This window comes from Nocardioides sp. S-1144 (genome assembly GCF_005954645.2).
GTDB classification, from domain to species: domain Bacteria; phylum Actinomycetota; class Actinomycetes; order Propionibacteriales; family Nocardioidaceae; genus Nocardioides; species Nocardioides dongxiaopingii.
The window spans coordinates 1,124,743-1,141,283 of the sequence record NZ_CP040695.2 but is presented as its reverse complement, the minus strand read 5'-3'; the positions used below and the strand labels follow the sequence as shown (position 1 = coordinate 1,141,283).

The window sequence follows — 16,541 nt, the reverse complement described above, 5'->3', positions numbered from 1 at the left end:
GTCACGAGAGGCTCCGCGGCGGCCGCACGAAGAAGCGCGACCCGACGGTGCCCACCAGGGCGAGCAGGCCCACCCCGAGCAGCACCGGGAAGAGCGCGCCGGCCAGCCCCGACGACTCCGAGGCCGTGGCCGCGGTCGGCACCACCTCGTCGTCGACCTCGGCGACCACCTCCGGCGCGGTGGTCGTCGGTGCCGCGCTCGGCACGGGGTCCGACGGCGGCGTCAGGTCGTCCTCGGTGGGGGTGACCCCCGGCGGCTGCGTCCCACCGCCGCCGCCGTCGTCGACGTCCGGCTCCTCGGTCGGCTCGGCCGGCCTCGGCGTCTGGGCCTCGACGGCGTCGGCGACCTCGCGGGCCGAGGCGAGCAGCTTGGCGGTCGGCCCGGTGGCCCGGATCGGCACGAAGCCGCCCGGCAGCCGGCCGTTCCCGCTCCCCTGCCGTTGTCCCTCGGTCGTCGCGATGCGGATGAAGGAGGCGACGTCGGCGGCGACGTCCTTCTCGAGACCGCGGGTCCTGGCGGCGGTGTAGACGACCATGGTGCCGGGGTAGGCCTGGCGGTTGCGGACGACGTCGGCCTGGTCGAGCGCGAACGGGCGGCGCGGCCCGGCCTGCTCGGAGATCCCGATCGCGGCGCCCAGCGCCCGCTCGGTCGGTGCGACGAAGGTGCCCGGTGCGGTCCGCAGCCGCGCGACGCGCAGCCCGTAGCGGGCGGCGTCGCCGAGGCTGACGATGCCGAGCATGAACCGGGAGCCGTAGGACTGCTGGTCGACCCGGCCGGTCTTGTCCCTGCCGGTCGCGGGGTCGCGCTCGCAGCGGGTCTGCACGTTCGGCCACCCGTCGAGGACGGCCTCGGCCACCTGCCGCAGCCGGGTCACGGGAGCGGCGAGCTGGTTGAAGTAGACCGCCGGGTTGTCGGTGCGGCAGACGTCCTGGGTCTCCGGCACGTAGGTGTCGAGCAGCGGCCACTCGGCGCGCGGCAGCTCGATGCCCCGGTAGCTGGGGTTGACGACCATGCCGGACTCGTCGGGCCGGCCCCGGACGAACGCCATCGCGGCGCGGTCCTGGGCGATGTACTCGGTGAGCTGCTGGATCACGTCGGAGTCGTCGGAGAGCGCGAGCAGGGTGGCCGCCGCCTCCTGGGCGTTGGTGCTGAGGCCGCGGTTGAGGGCCTGGAACTCGGGGTCCTCGACGATCGCGAGCAAGTTGTCGGTCATGCCGGGGTGGCCGCGCCCGAGGTCGGAGCCGAGGTAGCTCTGGGTGAGCAGCTTGGCGATCAGGCGTGGGGTCAGCCGGAGGTCGGTCAGCTCGCCGGCGTTGTCGGGCCGGTCGACGACGTAGCCGATGCCGAAGCCGGTCAGCGCGGTCGGCGCGTAGCCGACCGGTCCGCCGGTCCGCTCGTGCTCGGAGGAGACCACCGCCGCCGGGGCCCGGCCCTCCTGCATGAGGTTGAAGCCGGCGATGTCCGACATCTGGTTGAGCTCGAACTTGAACCGCTCCTCGTCCAGGCAGTACGCCGGGGCCCACTGCAGCGCAGCCTGGGCGAGCAGCTCGGAGCCGTAGAAGCCCACCGGCGAGCGGGAGTCGAGCACGTCGCACACGCTGGGCGGCAGGCCGAAGGTGATCGGGATGGTGAACCGGTGGCGCCAGTTGGACGCCGACCACCACAGCGACGGGCTGACGGCCTGCGCGGCCCCGAGGTTGGTGAAGTTGCTCGACCCGGCCCCGAAGACGCCGGACGAGCGGCACTCGCGGTCCAGGCGGGTCGGCTCGGCCGCCTCCTGGTCGCAGCTGAGCCCGACGATCGGGAGGACGACGATCGAGCAGTCGACCTCGTGGGAGCAGCCGAGCGACTCGTTCTCGACGTTGCTGCGGACCTCGAACTGCACCGACCCGTTGCCGTCGAGGTCGGTGAAGGCCGCCACCTCGGCGGGCGGGAAGGCACCGCCGACGGCGGCCTCCGGAGGCATCTGCTCGGCGTCGCACGCCGGGAACACCGTGCCCGCGGCGCTCACGAACTCGGTCAGGTGGGTCGCGAAGCCGTCGGTGTCCGCGGTCGGGCACGCGGTCGCGTCGGGCAGCGGCTCCATGCCGGACACGCGCTGCTTGTCGGCCGGGTCGGCGTACAGGTCCTTGGTCCAGGTCGACTCGACGGCGATCGACTTCTGCACCTGCGAGCGCTGGGCGTAGGCCGAGGTCCAGCAGGTCTCGGGCCGCAGCTGCCGATCGGGGGGCAGGGTCGCGTCGTCGCGCCCGCGGCACTGGAGGACGACGACCGGGTACTCCTGCTGGAGCCCGCCGACGCCGTACGGGTTGCTGGCGCGGCCCGCGCTGGGCCGGGCGCCGCTCCACGACACCTCCACCCGTTGCCGACCGCGCAGGTCGGTGGTCTGGTCGGCGGTCACGGTGACGTCGTAGGTCGAGTCGACGACCTGCTGGCCCTGGGCGTCGACGAAGGTGCGGGTGAGGGTGCGGGTCTTCTCGTAGCCGGCGGCCGGCGCTCCGGGGGCACCGGGGGCAGCGGGGGCCGAGCGGCCCGCGGCGCCGCTGGGCACGGCCAGGAGGAGCGCCACCAGGACGAGCGCGCCGAGCGCACCGAGCGGCCGGCGACGGGAGCGGGGCGTCGGGGTGCCCATCACGCGACCTGCCCCTCGCGGCGGCGGCGACGCAGCACCGAGACCACGATGCCGGGCACCAGCACCAGGGCGAGCAGCTCGACCACGGCCACCCACCCGAAGGTCCGGGCGTCCGTGGGGCGGTCGTCGACGAGCGTCGAGGTCGCGTAGATCTCGTCCACCGTCGTCGGGCCGCCGGCGTCCGCGGTGCCGACGACGGCCCCGGTCTCGGGGTCGACCTGTGCCGGGGCGCCGCCTCCGGGCGCGTCCGGCGTGGCGCCGCCCGGGCCCGCGCCGGGCGCCGGCGCACCGCCGCCACCACCGGTGCCCGTGCCGTCGCCGCTACCGGCTCCGTCGGTGCTCGGGGCCGCGGGGTCGTCGGTGCTGGGCTCGCCGGTCCCGGTCTCGGTGCCGCAGGGCCCGGCCCCCTGCTGGTCGCAGGCCGCGGGCATCGGCGCCTTCTCCGCGAGGACGTTCTTGTTCGGGTTCGTGCCGTCGAAGGTCGGGTTGGCGCAGGTCGTGACGTCGCGGTTGTCGAGCACGACGGCCGGGTCGGCCTTCTTCAGCTTGGCGAGCTGCTCGAAGCCGGCCTGCACCAGGTTGAGCGGCAGCGGCGAGTAGCCGTAGTCGCCGGCCTTGGCCTGCCCCCCGCACAAGGAGTAGTACATGAAGTCGGCGAGGGTCTGCCGCTTCGCGGTCGAGTCGAGCCGCCGGTCGCCCGCACCGGTCGGGATGATCATGTAGGAGTACGACGAGATCGGGTAGGCCCGCGGGTCGGCGTTGGTGTAGACGCCGTCGAGGATCTGGGTGAGGTAGGTGCTCGGGTTGTTCTTGTCGGTGGTGTTGATCCGGGCCTTCGTCAACGCCACGGCGGTGTTGTACTCGGTCGGCTCGACGTAGTAGCCGGCCTTGTTGAGCACCTTCACCACGGGGTAGCCGGCCTCGCGCGGGTAGGAGTACTCGACGTAGCCGATGGTGCCGTTGCCGGTGGCCGCCTTGATCGTCGACATGACCTGGTCGGAGCCCGACTGACCGATCATCCGGCCCTTGCGCGGGTAGTACGACGTGAGGCCGGACTTGCCGAAGTACGGGCGCCAGAGCGAGGGGTGGGCCTTGTCGAGCCAGGTGGTGAGCTGCGCCGTCGTCCCGGAGCCGTCGGAGCGGACGACCGGGGTGATCGGGATCGCCGGGAAGCCGCGGCCGTTGTTGTCGGCCTGGATCGCGGGGTCGTTCCACGTCGTGATCTGGTTGGTGAAGATCTTGGCGAGCGTCTCCCCCGAGAGCCGCAGGTTCTTGACCTGCTCGTTGCCGACCTTGAGCTGGTAGGTGAACGCGGTGCCGCCGGCCACGATCGGCAGGTAGGCGAACTCGCGTCCGTTGCTCGTGTCGGCGTTGCCGTCCTCGTCGGTGCCCTGGAAGGGGATCTCGGAGATGGCGAAGTCGTTGGTGTTGAGGGCGAAGTCGCGGCGGCCCTTCGTCGAGCCACCGCCGGAGTAGACGACGCGGATGCCGCTGGAGTCGACGTCGGCGATCCACTGGTCGACCATGATCTTCGACCACGTCGAGCCGGTGCCCTCGATAGTCGCGTACGCCGCCCGCCCGGACGTGGGTGCCGCCGGGGCCGACGGCCCCGCGCCGGCCGCCGCCCGGGGTGCGGGGTCGCGGGTGTCGTCGGCGACCGACGGGACGGCCGCGGCGAGCAGCGCGACCGCGGCCAGCACGAGCGCGGTGGCCCGCCGGCGGTGGAGGTGGGCGTTCATGAGGCCTTCCGGGTGCGCGAGGAGGGGGACCGGCGCAGGCGGCTGCGCAAGGTCGGACGGTTGCCGCGGGGCCGCGCGAGGAGGCGCGCCACGACGAAGAGGACGAGGACGAGGAGCAGCAGGGCCAGGGCGGCGCCGTAGCCGCGCTGCATCAGGGCGTTGTCGCCGCTGCGGACGCTGTCGAAGATGAACAGCGGCAACGAGGTCATCGAGCCGTGGGCCGGGTCGGCGTTGTAGAAGGCCGCCGATCCCGAGGTGAGCAGCACCGGGCTGGTCTCGCCGATCCCGCGGGCGACGCCGAGGATCAGTGCGGTGGCCAGGCCGGGGCGCGCGGTCGGCAGCACCACGTGCCACACCGTGCGCCAGCGGCTCGCGCCGAGCGCGAGGCTCGCCTCGCGCAGCCCGCCGGGGACGACCCGGAGCACGACGTCGGCGGCCCGGGCGATGATCGGCAGCATCATCACCGAGATGGCCAGGCCGGCGGCCAGCCCCGAGCGCTCCTGGCCCAGGGCGATGATCCAGACCGTGTAGATGAACAGCCCCGCCACGATCGAGGGCAGCGCGGTCATCGCCTCCACGACGGTCCGGACGATGCGCGCGAAGCGCCCCCCGACCTCGGTCATGAAGACGGCGGTGCCGATGCCGAGCGGCAGCGTGATCGCGACGGCGATCCCGACCTGCACGAGCGAGCCCGCGATCGCGTGGCCGACGCCGCCCTTGTCGAACGGGTCGCGCGGACCCACCCCGCTCATGTCGTCGAGGAAGAAGTTGGCGTTGGTCAGCGGGCGCCAGCCCTGCAGCACGATGAACACCACGACGCTCACCAGGGCACCGAGCACCACGACCATCGCGGCGTGCACGAGGACCGCGGCGACCCGGTCCTTGACGTCGACCGACGTCCCGGTCATCGCCGTCGCGACGGCGGTGACGACGACGCCCGCGACGAACCAGACGACGACGAACCAGGGGATGCCCGCGAGGGGCAGGAGGCGCTGGGTGATCAGCCACGCCAGGCCCAGCGCCGAGAACCACGCGCCGAACCGGACGAACAGCTCGTCGGGCGACCTCCGCCCGAGGCCGGCCCGCGGCGCGCGGGGCGGTGCGTCGGCGTCGTGCGACGGGAGGTGGGTCCGCGGCGCCGGGTCGGCCGGACCGGCCGGGGCGGCCGGGGCGGCCGGACCGGTGGTGGGCGGGGTGTGGACGACGAGCGTCATCAGGCGTCCACCCCCTCGCCGGAACGACTCCGGTTCACGATCAGCGCGGCGACGGTGTTGACGGCCAGGGTGAGCAGGAAGAGGGCGAACCCGGCGGCGAGGAGGGCGGAGAGCTGGGCGTCGGAGGCGTCGCTGAACCGGCCCGCGATGAGGGCGCTCACGCTGCTCGACCCGACCTCCGTCAGGCTCCACTTGATGTCGAAGGCCGGCGAGATGATGAGCAGCACCGCGATCGTCTCGCCGAGCGCGCGGCCCAGGCCGAGCATCGTCCCGCCGATCATGCCGCCGCGCCCGAAGGGCAGCACGACGTTGGTGACGACGCCCCACTTCGTGGCGCCGAGGGCCAGCGCCGCCTCCTTCTCGCCCTGGGGGGTCTGGGAGAAGACCTGCCGCATGACGGCGCACGCCATCGGCATCACCATCATCGCGACCGCGATCGAGGCGCAGAACGAGGAGGAGATGTAGCGCGTGGCGTCGGGGATCGGAGCGCTCGGGTCGGTGCCGGGGACGTCGAACAGCGGGATCCACCCGAGGTGCTGGTGCATCCAGCGGGCCAGTGCCGAGGAGTGCGGCATGATCAGGTCCTTGGCCCACAGGCCGTAGACGATCGACGGCACGGCCGCCATCAGGTCGATCACCGAGACCAGCGTGCTGCGCAGCCGGGCCGGCGCGTACTCGCTGACGTAGAGCGCCATCAGCACCGCCAGCGGGAAGGCCATCGCCATCGCGGTGAGGCCGATCGCGATCGAGCCCACCATCACCGCGGCGATCCCGACGACGTCGGTGTCGGGCGACCACTCCTGGGTGGTGAAGAAGGCGAGGCCGTAGCGGTCCAGGGTCGGCTTCAGCTGGGCGCCGAGGAAGATCGCCACCCCGCCGGTGATGACGAGCACCGAGGCGCCGACGACGCGCACGCTCCAGACGAACGCGGCGTCCGCGCCGGTGCTGCGCCGCGAGAGCCGGCGCGGCTGGTCGTCGGCCTCGGACCGCTCGGTGCGGTCGAGGTCGGGCAGTGTGGTCGTCACCTGTGTTGCTGTCCCCGCTCGGTGGAGAAAGGTCTGCTGACTGGTCCGCGCGGGGTCCACCCGGCGAGCCGCGAGCAGTCTCGGGAGGCCGGGGTAACGCCGAGGGCGTCGCCCGTGAACGACGGACGAACAGCACGGCCGCCCTCGACCAACAAGGCCGGACCCTGGGGAGGAGCCTGGCCCGGAGTGACCATCCCGCCTGGCCCGACCGGGCCAGGTGACCCGCCCGAGGGGTCAGGGAGCGGTCTGGACCTGCTGCACGATCGCCCGCCGCGAGGCCCGCCGCAGGGTCGCCAGCACCGCCGGGCCGAGGACGACGACGGCCACCGCGGTGGTGATGGCGCGACCGGTGTCGAAGCTGCCGGTGGAGGTGATCAGCGTGTAGACGCCGAAGGTCCGCAGGTTCTCCAGGACGCCGGCCGCCGGGTCGAAGGAGAGGTTGCCCTCGTGTCCGGGCACGGCCACCCCGAGGAGGAACGGCCAGCTCGAGAGATTCATCAGGGCACCGAAGAGGTAGGCCGCGACGACGCCGTAGACGGCCAGCACCGCGATCTCCCCGCGTCCCCGGACCTCCCGACCGAGCACCCGGCGCGGCAGCAGCCCGGCCCCCATCCCGACCCACGCGGCGCACAGCATCTGGAAGGGCAGCCACGGACCCACGCCGGCGGTCATCAGCGCGGAGGCGAACAGCGACGTCACGCCGAGCACGAAGCCGAACCCGGCGCCGAAGACCCGCCCGGACAGGATCAGCAGGAAGAAGACCAGCTCGACGCCGGCGGTGCCCGCCGAGAGCACCCGCATCAGCGCGTTGATGGCGGCGAGCACCCCCAGGACGGCGAGCACCCGGGAGTCCATCCCGCCCTCGCTCATCTCCGCGAGCACGACGGCGATCACCACCGGCAGCAGCACGAGGAACAGGAACGGCGGGTCGATCCGCGACTCCGAGCCCGGCGCGACCCGCACCAGGAGCGGCCAGCAGAGCATCATCAGCCCGACGAGGGAGGCGAGCGCCAGGGTCACCCGGGTGCGCCCGCCGAGCGGGAGGGCCCGGGGGTCGAGGGCGATCTTCTCGGCGGCGCTCACGGTCGCGTCCCCATCGCGGCCACGACCTCGTCGACGCGCAGCCACGGGCTGCCGAGGACCTTCATCACCTGGGGGGCGAAGGCCGGCGACTCGGCCACCACGCGCCGGGTCGGGCCGGCCGAGACGACCTCGCCCTCGGCCAGCACGACGACGTCGTCGGCGGCGATCGCGGTGAACTCGACGTCGTGCGTCGCCACCAGGACGGCGTGCCCGCGGCCGGCGAGGTCGCGCAGGATCCGGGCGAGCTCGCCCTTGGCGGCGTAGTCGAGGCCGCGGGTCGGCTCGTCGAGCAGGACGACGCGCGGCTCGGGCGCGAGCACCAGCGCGAGGGCGAGGGCCAGGCGCTGGCCCTCGGACAGGTCGCGCGGGTGGTGCTCGTCGTCGATGCCGGGCGCGAGCCGGTCGAGGATCGCCCGGGCGCCCGCTCCCCCGGCGGCGCACTCCTCGGCGACCGTCTCGAGGTAGAGCAGGTCCGACGCCGTCTGCGGCAGCAGCCCGACCAGGCCGCGGCGCCCGGCGGCGTCGAGCGCGGCCGGGTCGGCGGCGGCGTCCTCGCGACCCACCCGGACCCGGCCGGCCTGCCGCTTGCGGGTGCCCTGGAGGGTCCAGAGCAGGGTGGACTTGCCGGCGCCGTTGCGGCCCATGAGGGCGGTCACGCGGCCGGCGTCCAGGGTGAGGTCGGCGCCGCGCAGGGCGACCGTGCCGCCGACGCTCACCCCCACGCCGCTCGCGGTGAGCAGCGGGTCGGGGGCGGGCGGGGGCACCTCGGCGGGCGGGGTGAGCACCAGCGCGCGGGCCGGACGGCGGGCCTCGCGGACGCTCAGCGGCAGCGGCGACCAGCCGGCCGCGCGGCCCAGCGCGACGATCGGGGGCACGACCGGCGAGGTGGCCAGCAGGTCGGCCGGCGCGCCGACGTCGACCCGTCCGGCGCCGGTGAGCAGGACCATCCGGTCGGCGAACGGCACCACCCGCTCGAGGCGGTGCTCGGCGAGCAGCACCGAGACGCCGAGGTCGTGGACCAGCCGGGTGATCGTGGCCAGCACCTCCTCGGCGGCGGTGGGGTCGAGCGCGGAGGTGGGCTCGTCGAGCACCAGCAGCCGGGGGTGCATGGTGAGCACCGAGCCGATGGCGACGCGCTGCTGCTCCCCACCGGACAGGGTGTGCAGGTCGCGGCGGCGCAGGTGCGCGATGCCGAGGAGGTCGAGGGTCTCCTCGACGCGGCGGCGCATCGTCTCCGGCGGGAGCCCGAGCTGCTCCATCCCGTAGGCGAGCTCCTCCTCGGCGCTGTCGGTCACGAACCCCGCGACGGGGTCCTGGCCGACGTAGCCGATGGCGTGGGCCCGCTCGCGCGGCGGGGTGTCGATGATGCTGGTGCCGTCGAGCAGCAGGTCCCCGCGCAGCACTCCCCCGCTGAAGCGCGGGACGAGCCCCGTCACGACGCCGAGCAGCGTCGACTTGCCGACGCCGGTCGGCCCCGAGACGAGCAGCAGCTCGCCCTCGTCGACGTCGAGGTGCACGTCGTCGAGGATCGGCGCACCGGCCTCGTAGCCGAAGGTGATCGCGCGCAGCGAGAGGAGGTCGGTCACCGGGTCACCGCCGGGGGCGGGGTGACGGCGACGGCGGCCAGGCCCAGGAGCGCGGCGGCGAGCGCGGTGAGGCTGACCTCGGGCGCGCTGCCGAGGGCCGGGTAGGCGACGAGCAGCTGGTGGTGGCTGACCCACCAGCCGAGGACGGCGACGCCGAGCCCGACCGCGACCACGGCCAGCTCGGGGCCCTGCCAGCGGTCGGGGCGGTAGCGGGTGCGCTCGACCCGGCGTCCGGCGCTGACCAGCCCGGCGATCGCGACGGCGGCCCCGAGCGCCAGCATGGGACCGGCCAGCAGCCGCGGGGCGGTCTGGTCGAGCAGGGCGTAGACGCCGACCGCGACGCCGCAGAGCCCGCCGAGCAGCAGCGCGCCGGTGGTGCGCCGCTCCCCCGGCGAGGCGGTGCCGGAGCGGCCGTAGCCACGGGTGTCCATCCCGGCGGCGAGCGCCAGCGACCGGTCGAAGGTGTCCTCGAGGACCGGCACCAGGAACCGCCGCAGGCGCCGGACCCGCCCGGTGTCACCCGCGCGCAGCGCCTGCGCGGCCCGCACCCGCTGGATGCTCTGGGTGAACTGCGGCAGCACCGTCACCGCGACCACCAGTGCGGTCCCGATCTCGTAGAGCGCCGGCGGCAGGCTGCGCAGCAGGCGCTTGGGGTTGGCCAGGGAGTTGGCGGCCCCGACGCAGATCACCAGCGTCGCGAGCCGCAGGCCCTCGTAGAGACCGGCCAGCAGCGCCTCGCCCGTGACCGGGCCGAGCAGGGTGATGCCGAGCACGAAGTCGGGCAGCGGCACCTCGGGCAGGTCGAGCACCACCTCGCCGGGGTAGCCGCCGCCGAGGACGACGCGCCACAGCACGCGCAGCACGACCGCCGCGACGCCGAGCCACACGTAGAACCGGAACGACCTGGCCCACGGGTGGTCGGTGCGGCGCAGCGTCACCACCACCGCGACGACGCCGACGATCATGAGCAGCACCCAGGGGTTGGTGGTCAGGGACGCCGCCGTCGCGAGACCGATCGCCCACAGCCACCAGGCCACGGGGTGCAGGTCGCGCGGCAGCGCCGTCACGGGGTGGTGAGGGGGGTGGTCATGGTGCCGGTGTGCCCCGCCGCCGGACGACCAGCGCGACGCCGGCCCCCGCGAAGAGCAGCACGATGACGCCGGGTGCGACCCAGCCGGGCAGGCCGCCGTCCTCGGACGGCGCGGCGACCGGTTCCGTCGGCTCCGTCACCGTCGAGGCCGGGGGCAGGGTGTCGGAGGCGGTCGGGCCGGGGGTCGTGGCGCCCTCCGTCGGTGTTCCGGACGGCGACGCGCCGGGCGACGTCGTGGCGGGTGTGGTCGGTGCCTCCGTGCCGGGGGCGGTCGTCGCGTCGGGTGCCGGCGTCGAGGGGTCGGCCGTGGGGTCGGCCGACGGGTCGGTGCCGCCGCCGCTCCCGCCGCCGCTACCGCCGCCACCGCCGCCCGGTCCCTGGTCGGAGGGCTGCCCGGACGGCTGGTTCGACGGCTGGCTCGACGGCTGGCTGGAGGGCTGGCTCGACGGCTGGCTGGACGGCTGCGAGGTGGGCGCCGGGGGCGCCGGCGTGCGCGGGGAGACGCCGGGGGCGTCGGCCGAGCCGGTGCCCTCCTTCCACGAGAAACCGACCCAGGCGCCGTCGGGCACCTTGAGGCCGTTGGCGCCGTAGTTGGCGTAGGTCCACCGGCCGCTGGTGCCGTCGGACCACCACAGGGCCCAGTACGCGGTGTCCGGCGGGGTCTCGTTGCAGGCCTCCTCCGAGCCCTGGGGAAGTCCGGAGACCCGGCACACGAAGAACCCCGGGTTGCCGGTCACGGGGGTGAGCGTGAATCCCGCGCTCGGGAAGAGCGAGGACGCCGCCTTGCCGGCACCGCCGGCGACGCAGCTGCCCTGGACCCCTCCCCCGAGCTCGTTGAAGTCGACGACGACGGTGACGCCGCCGCTGCTGGTGCAGGTGGCGGCCGCCGCGGGGGCGGCCGGGCCGGCCAGGGGCAGGACCAGGCCCGCCGCCGCGGTCGCGACGACCGCGGCGGCGAGCCGGGTGAGCGAGCGGAGGACCACGGTCAGCGCTTGACGAGGATCGCCGTCGAGCCCCTGCGGTCGGCGAGCTGCCCGACGACCTTGACCCGGACCTTGCCGGGCTTGCCCTTGGCGACGATCTTGGTGCGGAAGACGCCGCGCGCGTTGGCGGTGCCCCGTGCGACGACCTTGCCCCGGAAGGAGACCTTCACCTTCTCGCCGGCGGCGAGCTTGGTGACCTTGACGCCGGCCCTGGCGCCGCGCTTGACGTTCTTGGGGGCGTCGACCCTGAGCTGGGTCGCGCCGAGGGCGCGGAAGGTCGTGGTGGCGGTGCGGCCAGCGGCGTCGACCGACGAGACGACGGTCCTCCGGGTGCCCTGCGGGAGGGTCACCGCGACCGAGGCGCGGCCGTCGGCCCCGAGCACGACGCGCTGGGCGGCCTTGCCGCCGGGCTTGACGCACAGGGTGTTGCCGGGCGCGCCCTGGATCGTCACGGTCTGCTTGCTCTTGTCGGCGACGTAGGACGTCGTGCCGGTCAGCGTGGAGGCGCCGGCCTTGCGGCCACCGGCCGCCCACAGCAGGGCCGGCAGCGCCTGGGTCGTGGCCCGGGTCGCGACGCTGTTGTCGACCTGGTCCAGCGGGCCGGAGGAGGCGTTGAGCAGACCGAGGTCGTCGAGGACGACCGCGCCGTTGGTCGCGGCGGCGTACGGCGCGCACGACCCGGCGTTGACGAGCTGGTGGGCGCGCAGCCAGCCGGCGGCCTGCTGCGCCGGCGCGGTGCGACCCGAGACGCCGAGCGCCCAGCCGGCGAGGCCGGTGGCGTTGGCGTTGCCGCTGGAGAAGGACCCGTCGGGAGCCTGGTGGTCCTCCAGCCAGTCCAGCGCCTCGGTGATGCTGGCCTGGACGGCGGGCGCGGACTTCTGGTCCTGGAGCATGAGGACGGTCAGCGCGGTCGTGTCGACGCTGCCCGAGGCGCTCGGGTTCGCGTCGCAGCTCTGGTCGGCCGCGGACTTGTCCGCGAACGAGGACCGGAAGAAGCCCTCGGCGCACTGCTGGGCCAGCGCGAAGTCGAGCGCCGGGGCGGCCAGCGACGAGCCGGCGTCGTGCAGCGCCGAGACGGCGTAGGCCTGCGTCAGCGGCGTGTTGTAGTCGTTCGGGTCGGGGTCGACCAGGCGCCCGGTGAGCGGGGCGGAGGTCGCGATGTCGTCCTCGAGGTCGTCGACGAGGGCGTCCACGGCGGCGCCGGTGCGCCCCTGGGAGAGCAGGAACGACGAGAGCTTGGCCCGGGCGCCGCCGCTGGTGGCGTAGCTGCCGATGCCGGCCTGGAGGGCGTCGGTCATCGCGGTGAGGGCGGGGCCCTGGCCGCCGACGGCGTCCAGCGCGTAGCCGGCGTCGACGGTGAGGCCGTAGTCGACGTAGCTGTCGAAGGTGCCCGGGGGGAACTCGTAGAAGGTCTTGATGATGCCGTCGGCCCCGGGCTGGGCGGCGAGGAACGCCGCGGCGCCCGCCGCCGGGCCGGGGTCGGCGCCGGCCGGGGCCGGCACGACGTCGGCCTGGGCGCTCGGCACCGAGAGGCTCAGGGAGAGAGCCAGGGTGGAGCCCGCGAGCACGGCTGCGCCGCGCACGATCTTGCTGGACATGGGTTCCTTCCCGCTGCAGCTCAGCGGGGACCGTCCGAGGACGCACCCCACTGCTTTCCACGACAGCGAATGGTGAGGACGCCCCGGGCGGGTGTTCCGGCTCGCGGACCCGATCGCTCGGGTCCACCTACGGTTGCGGGTCAGCGCCGGACTCGGACCGGCTTTCCCCACCACGGGCGTGACTTTGATGTGTCCGCGCAGCGTATCGCCCAGGTGCTGCAGCGCCGGTATCGCGATCGTCACACCGCAGCGGCTCAGCCGCCTCGGTCAGGCCAGCTTCTCCAGCACCAGCTCGCGCACCCGGGCGGCGTCGGCCTGGCCGCGCATCTCCTTCATCACCGCGCCGATCAGTGCACCGGCGGCGGCGTGCTTGCCGTCGCGGATCTTGGCGGCGACGTCGGGGTTCGCGGCGATCGCCGCGTCGACGGCGGCACCGAGGGCGCCGTCGTCGGACACCACGGCCAGGCCGCGCTGCGCGACGATCTCCTCCGGCGTGCCCTCGCCGGCGATCAGGCCGTCGAAGACCTGGCGGGCGAGCTTGTCGTTGATCGTCCGCGCGTCGACGAGGGCCTGGACGGCGGCCACCTGGGCCGGCGTGACCCCGACCTCGGTCAGCTCGACGCCGGCGTCGTTGGCCCGGCGCCCGAGCTCGGCCAGCCACCACTTGCGGGCCGCCTGGGCCGAGGCGCCCGCGGCGACGGTCTCCTCGATGACGACGAGCGCCCCGGAGGCGACGACGTCGCGCATCTCGAGGTCGGTGTAGCCCCAGTCGGCCTGGAGCCGGGCCCGGCGTGCGACGGGGTTCTCGGGCAGGGTGCCGCGCAGCTCGTCGACCCACTCCCGCGACGGGGCGACCGGCACGAGGTCGGGCTCGGGGAAGTAACGGTAGTCCTCGGCGTCGGACTTCTCGCGGCCCGACGTGGTGACGCCGGTGTCCTCGTGCCAGTGCCGGGTCTCCTGGAGGATCGACCCCCCACCGTCGAGGACGGCGGCGTGGCGCCGCATCTCGTGGCGGACGGCGCGCTCGACGGACCGGAACGAGTTGACGTTCTTGGTCTCGGTGCGGGTGCCGAGGGTGCCGGTGCCCTTCGGCGCCAGCGAGAGGTTGACGTCGGCGCGCAGGTTGCCCTGGTCCATCCGGGCCTCGGAGACGCCGAGCGCGACGATCAGGTCGCGCAGCTGCGAGACGTAGGCGCGCGCGATCTCCGGCGCCCGCTCGCCGGCGCCCATGATCGGGCGGGTGACGATCTCGATGAGCGGGATGCCGGCGCGGTTGTAGTCGACCAGGGAGTAGTCGGCGCCGTGGATCCGGCCCGTCGCGCCGCCCATGTGCAGCGACTTGCCGGTGTCCTCCTCCATGTGGGCGCGCTCGATCTCGACGCGGAAGGTCTCCCCGTCGAGGTCGACGTCCATCCACCCGTCGAACGCGATCGGCTCGTCGTACTGGGAGGTCTGGAAGTTCTTCGGCATGTCGGGGTAGAAGTAGTTCTTCCGGGCGAACCGGCACCACTCGGCGATGTCGCAGTTCAGCGCGAGGCCGATCCGGATCGCCGACTCGACGGCCTTGCCGTTGACCACGGGCATCGCGCCGGGCAGGCCCAGGCAGGTCGGGCAGACCTGCGTGTTGGGCTCGCCGCCGAAGACGGCGGGGCAGCCGCAGAACATCTTGGTGGCGGTGTTGAGCTCGACGTGGACCTCGAGCCCGATGGCGGGGTCGTAGGCCGCGAGGACGTCGTCGAGGTCGACCAGGGCGTCAGCCATCAGGGGGTTCCTTCCAGGGCCGGGGCCCGGTCGAGCAGCGGACCGCCCCACCGTCCGGTCAGCTCCGCCTCGAGGGCGGCGCCGACCCGGTAGAGGCGGTCGTCGGCGAGGGCGGGCGCGAGCACCTGGATCCCGGCGGGCAGGCCGTCGGCCAGGCCGCTCGGGACCGAGATGCCGGGCACGCCGGCCAGGTTGGCGGGGATGGTGGCGAGGTCGTTGAGGTACATCGCCAGCGGGTCGTCGAGCTTCTCGCCCAGCTTGAACGCCGTGGTCGGCGAGGTCGGCGAGATCAGCACGTCGACCTGCTCGAAGGCGGCGGCGAAGTCGCGCTGGATCAGGGTGCGCACCTTCTGAGCCTTGCCGTAGTAGGCGTCGTAGTAGCCGCTGGACAACGCGTAGGTGCCCAGGATGATGCGGCGCTTGACCTCGTCGCCGAAGCCGGCGTCGCGGGTGGCGCGCATGACGTCCTCGGCCGAGGGCGAGTCGACGCCCTCGGGCAGCACCCGCAGGCCGTAGCGCATGGCGTCGAACTTGGCGAGGTTGCTGGAGGCCTCGCACGGCATGATCAGGTAGTAGGTCGCGAGGGCGTGCACGAAGCTGGGGCAGGAGACCTCCACCAGCTCGGCGCCGGCGGCGACCAGCACGTCGGCGGCCTCCTCGAAGCGGGCCAGGACGCCGTCCTGGTACCCCTCGCCGGTGAGCTCGCGGATCACGCCGACGCGGACGCCGGACATGTCGCCCTCGGCGCCGCGCCGGGCGGCACCGACGAGGTCGGGCAGCGGCTGGTCGACCGAGGTCGAGTCGCGCGGGTCGTGCCCGCCGATCAGCTCGTGGAGCAGCGCGGCGTCCATGACCGTGCGGGTCACCGGCCCGACCTGGTCGAGGGAGTTGGCCATCGCGACCAGGCCGTAGCGCGAGACGCCGCCGTAGGTCGGCTTCACGCCGACCGTGCCGGTGACCGCGCCGGGCTGGCGGATCGAGCCGCCGGTGTCGGTGCCGAGGGCCAGCGGCGCCTCGAAGGCGGCGACGGCCGCGGCCGAGCCGCCGCCGGAGCCGCCGGGGATCCGGTCGAGGTCCCACGGGTTGTGGGTCGGGCCGTAGGCCGAGTGCTCGGTGGAGGAGCCCATCGCGAACTCGTCCATGTTGGTCTTGCCGAGGATCGGCAGGCCCGCCGCGCGCAGGCGGGTGACCACCGTGGCGTCGTAGGGCGGGATCCACCCCTCGAGGATCCGCGACCCGCACGTGGTCGGCAGGCCCTCGGTGGCCAGGACGTCCTTGACGGCGATCGGGACGCCGTCGAGCGGGGAGGCGGTCGCGCCCTCGGCCCGGCGCTCGTCGGAGCGCGCGGCCGCGGCGAGCGCGCCCTCGGCGTCGACGTGCAGGAAGGCGTGGACGGCCCCGTCGACCGCGGCGATCCGGTCGAGGTGGGCCTGGGTGAGCGCGACCGAGGTGGTCGTGCCGTCGGCCAGGGCCGCCGCCATCGAGGCGGCACTCCCGCGGATCACTGCTCGTCCCCGAGGATCCGCGGGACGGCGAAGCGCTGCTGCTCCTGCGCCGGGGCCCCCGACAGCGCCTGCTCGGCACTCAGGCCCGGGACGACGACGTCGTCGCGGAAGACGTTGGTCAGCGGCAGCGGGTGCGACGTGGCGGGGACGTCGTCGCCGGCGGCACCGGCGATCGAGGCCACCGACTCGAGGATGACCGACAGCTGGGGCGCGAGGTGGTCGAGCTCCGCGTCGTCCAGGTCGATCCGGGCGAGCGTCGCCAGGTGGGCGACCTCGTCACGAGTGATCTCAGGCATGGGGTCAGCCTAGTGCCGGGGTCGGAGGC

At 74.3% G+C, this 16,541-nt stretch carries 12 protein-coding genes and 1 riboswitch; all 12 genes read right to left on the bottom strand.

Annotation, left to right across the window (positions count from 1 at the left end):
• Nucleotide 1: 1 nt before the first annotated feature.
• Nucleotides 2-2,635, bottom strand: a complete 2,634-nt coding sequence (locus FE634_RS05460; protein WP_148240406.1) for a hypothetical protein — start codon at nt 2,633-2,635, stop codon at nt 2-4.
• On the bottom strand, nt 2,632-4,371 hold the full coding sequence (locus FE634_RS05455; RefSeq protein ID WP_148240405.1) for a phosphate ABC transporter substrate-binding protein PstS: 1,740 nt from the start codon (nt 4,369-4,371) through the stop codon (nt 2,632-2,634). The genes FE634_RS05460 and FE634_RS05455 overlap by 4 nt, the downstream gene beginning before the upstream one ends.
• Nucleotides 4,368-5,585 carry a phosphate ABC transporter permease PstA gene (gene pstA / locus FE634_RS05450; RefSeq protein WP_148240404.1) on the bottom strand — a complete coding sequence of 406 codons (1,218 nt, stop codon included), beginning with the start codon at nt 5,583-5,585 and terminating at the stop codon, nt 4,368-4,370. The genes FE634_RS05455 and pstA overlap by 4 nt, the downstream gene beginning before the upstream one ends.
• On the bottom strand, nt 5,585-6,610 hold the full coding sequence (gene pstC, locus FE634_RS05445; RefSeq protein ID WP_246060970.1) for a phosphate ABC transporter permease subunit PstC: 1,026 nt from the start codon (nt 6,608-6,610) through the stop codon (nt 5,585-5,587). The genes pstA and pstC overlap by 1 nt, the downstream gene beginning before the upstream one ends.
• Nucleotides 6,611-6,844: 234 nt before the next feature.
• A complete protein-coding gene (locus tag FE634_RS05440) occupies nt 6,845-7,693 on the bottom strand; it encodes an ECF transporter S component (protein WP_246060969.1) in 849 nt (282 codons plus the stop codon).
• Nucleotides 7,690-9,279 (bottom strand): ABC transporter ATP-binding protein, encoded by a 1,590-nt coding sequence (locus FE634_RS05435; protein WP_187366834.1) that lies wholly within the window; start codon nt 9,277-9,279, stop codon nt 7,690-7,692. The genes FE634_RS05440 and FE634_RS05435 overlap by 4 nt, the downstream gene beginning before the upstream one ends.
• A complete protein-coding gene (locus tag FE634_RS05430; RefSeq protein ID WP_138875304.1) occupies nt 9,276-10,346 on the bottom strand; it encodes an energy-coupling factor transporter transmembrane component T in 1,071 nt (356 codons plus the stop codon). Before FE634_RS05430 ends, FE634_RS05435 begins: the two co-directional genes overlap by 4 nt.
• Nucleotides 10,347-10,365: 19 nt before the next feature.
• The gene (locus FE634_RS05425; protein ID WP_187366833.1) at nt 10,366-11,352 is read right to left on the bottom strand and encodes a PT domain-containing protein; all 987 of its coding nucleotides are present in this window, start codon (nt 11,350-11,352) and stop codon (nt 10,366-10,368) included.
• Nucleotides 11,353-11,354: 2 nt separating this feature from the next.
• Nucleotides 11,355-12,950: a prenyltransferase/squalene oxidase repeat-containing protein gene (locus FE634_RS05420; RefSeq protein WP_138875303.1), complete on the bottom strand. Its 1,596-nt coding sequence runs from the start codon at nt 12,948-12,950 to the stop codon at nt 11,355-11,357.
• Between the two features lie 69 nt (nt 12,951-13,019).
• Nucleotides 13,020-13,140: riboswitch (cobalamin riboswitch) on the bottom strand.
• Between the two features lie 77 nt (nt 13,141-13,217).
• Nucleotides 13,218-14,711: an Asp-tRNA(Asn)/Glu-tRNA(Gln) amidotransferase subunit GatB gene (gatB, locus tag FE634_RS05415; RefSeq protein ID WP_148240403.1), complete on the bottom strand. Its 1,494-nt coding sequence runs from the start codon at nt 14,709-14,711 to the stop codon at nt 13,218-13,220.
• Entirely contained in the window at nt 14,711-16,192 is a 1,482-nt protein-coding gene (gatA, locus tag FE634_RS05410) for an Asp-tRNA(Asn)/Glu-tRNA(Gln) amidotransferase subunit GatA (RefSeq protein ID WP_137295650.1), read from the bottom strand. The genes gatB and gatA overlap by 1 nt, the downstream gene beginning before the upstream one ends.
• Nucleotides 16,193-16,212: 20 nt before the next feature.
• Nucleotides 16,213-16,512: an Asp-tRNA(Asn)/Glu-tRNA(Gln) amidotransferase subunit GatC gene (gene gatC / locus FE634_RS05405; protein WP_137295643.1), complete on the bottom strand. Its 300-nt coding sequence runs from the start codon at nt 16,510-16,512 to the stop codon at nt 16,213-16,215.
• Nucleotides 16,513-16,541: the final 29 nt, after the last annotated feature.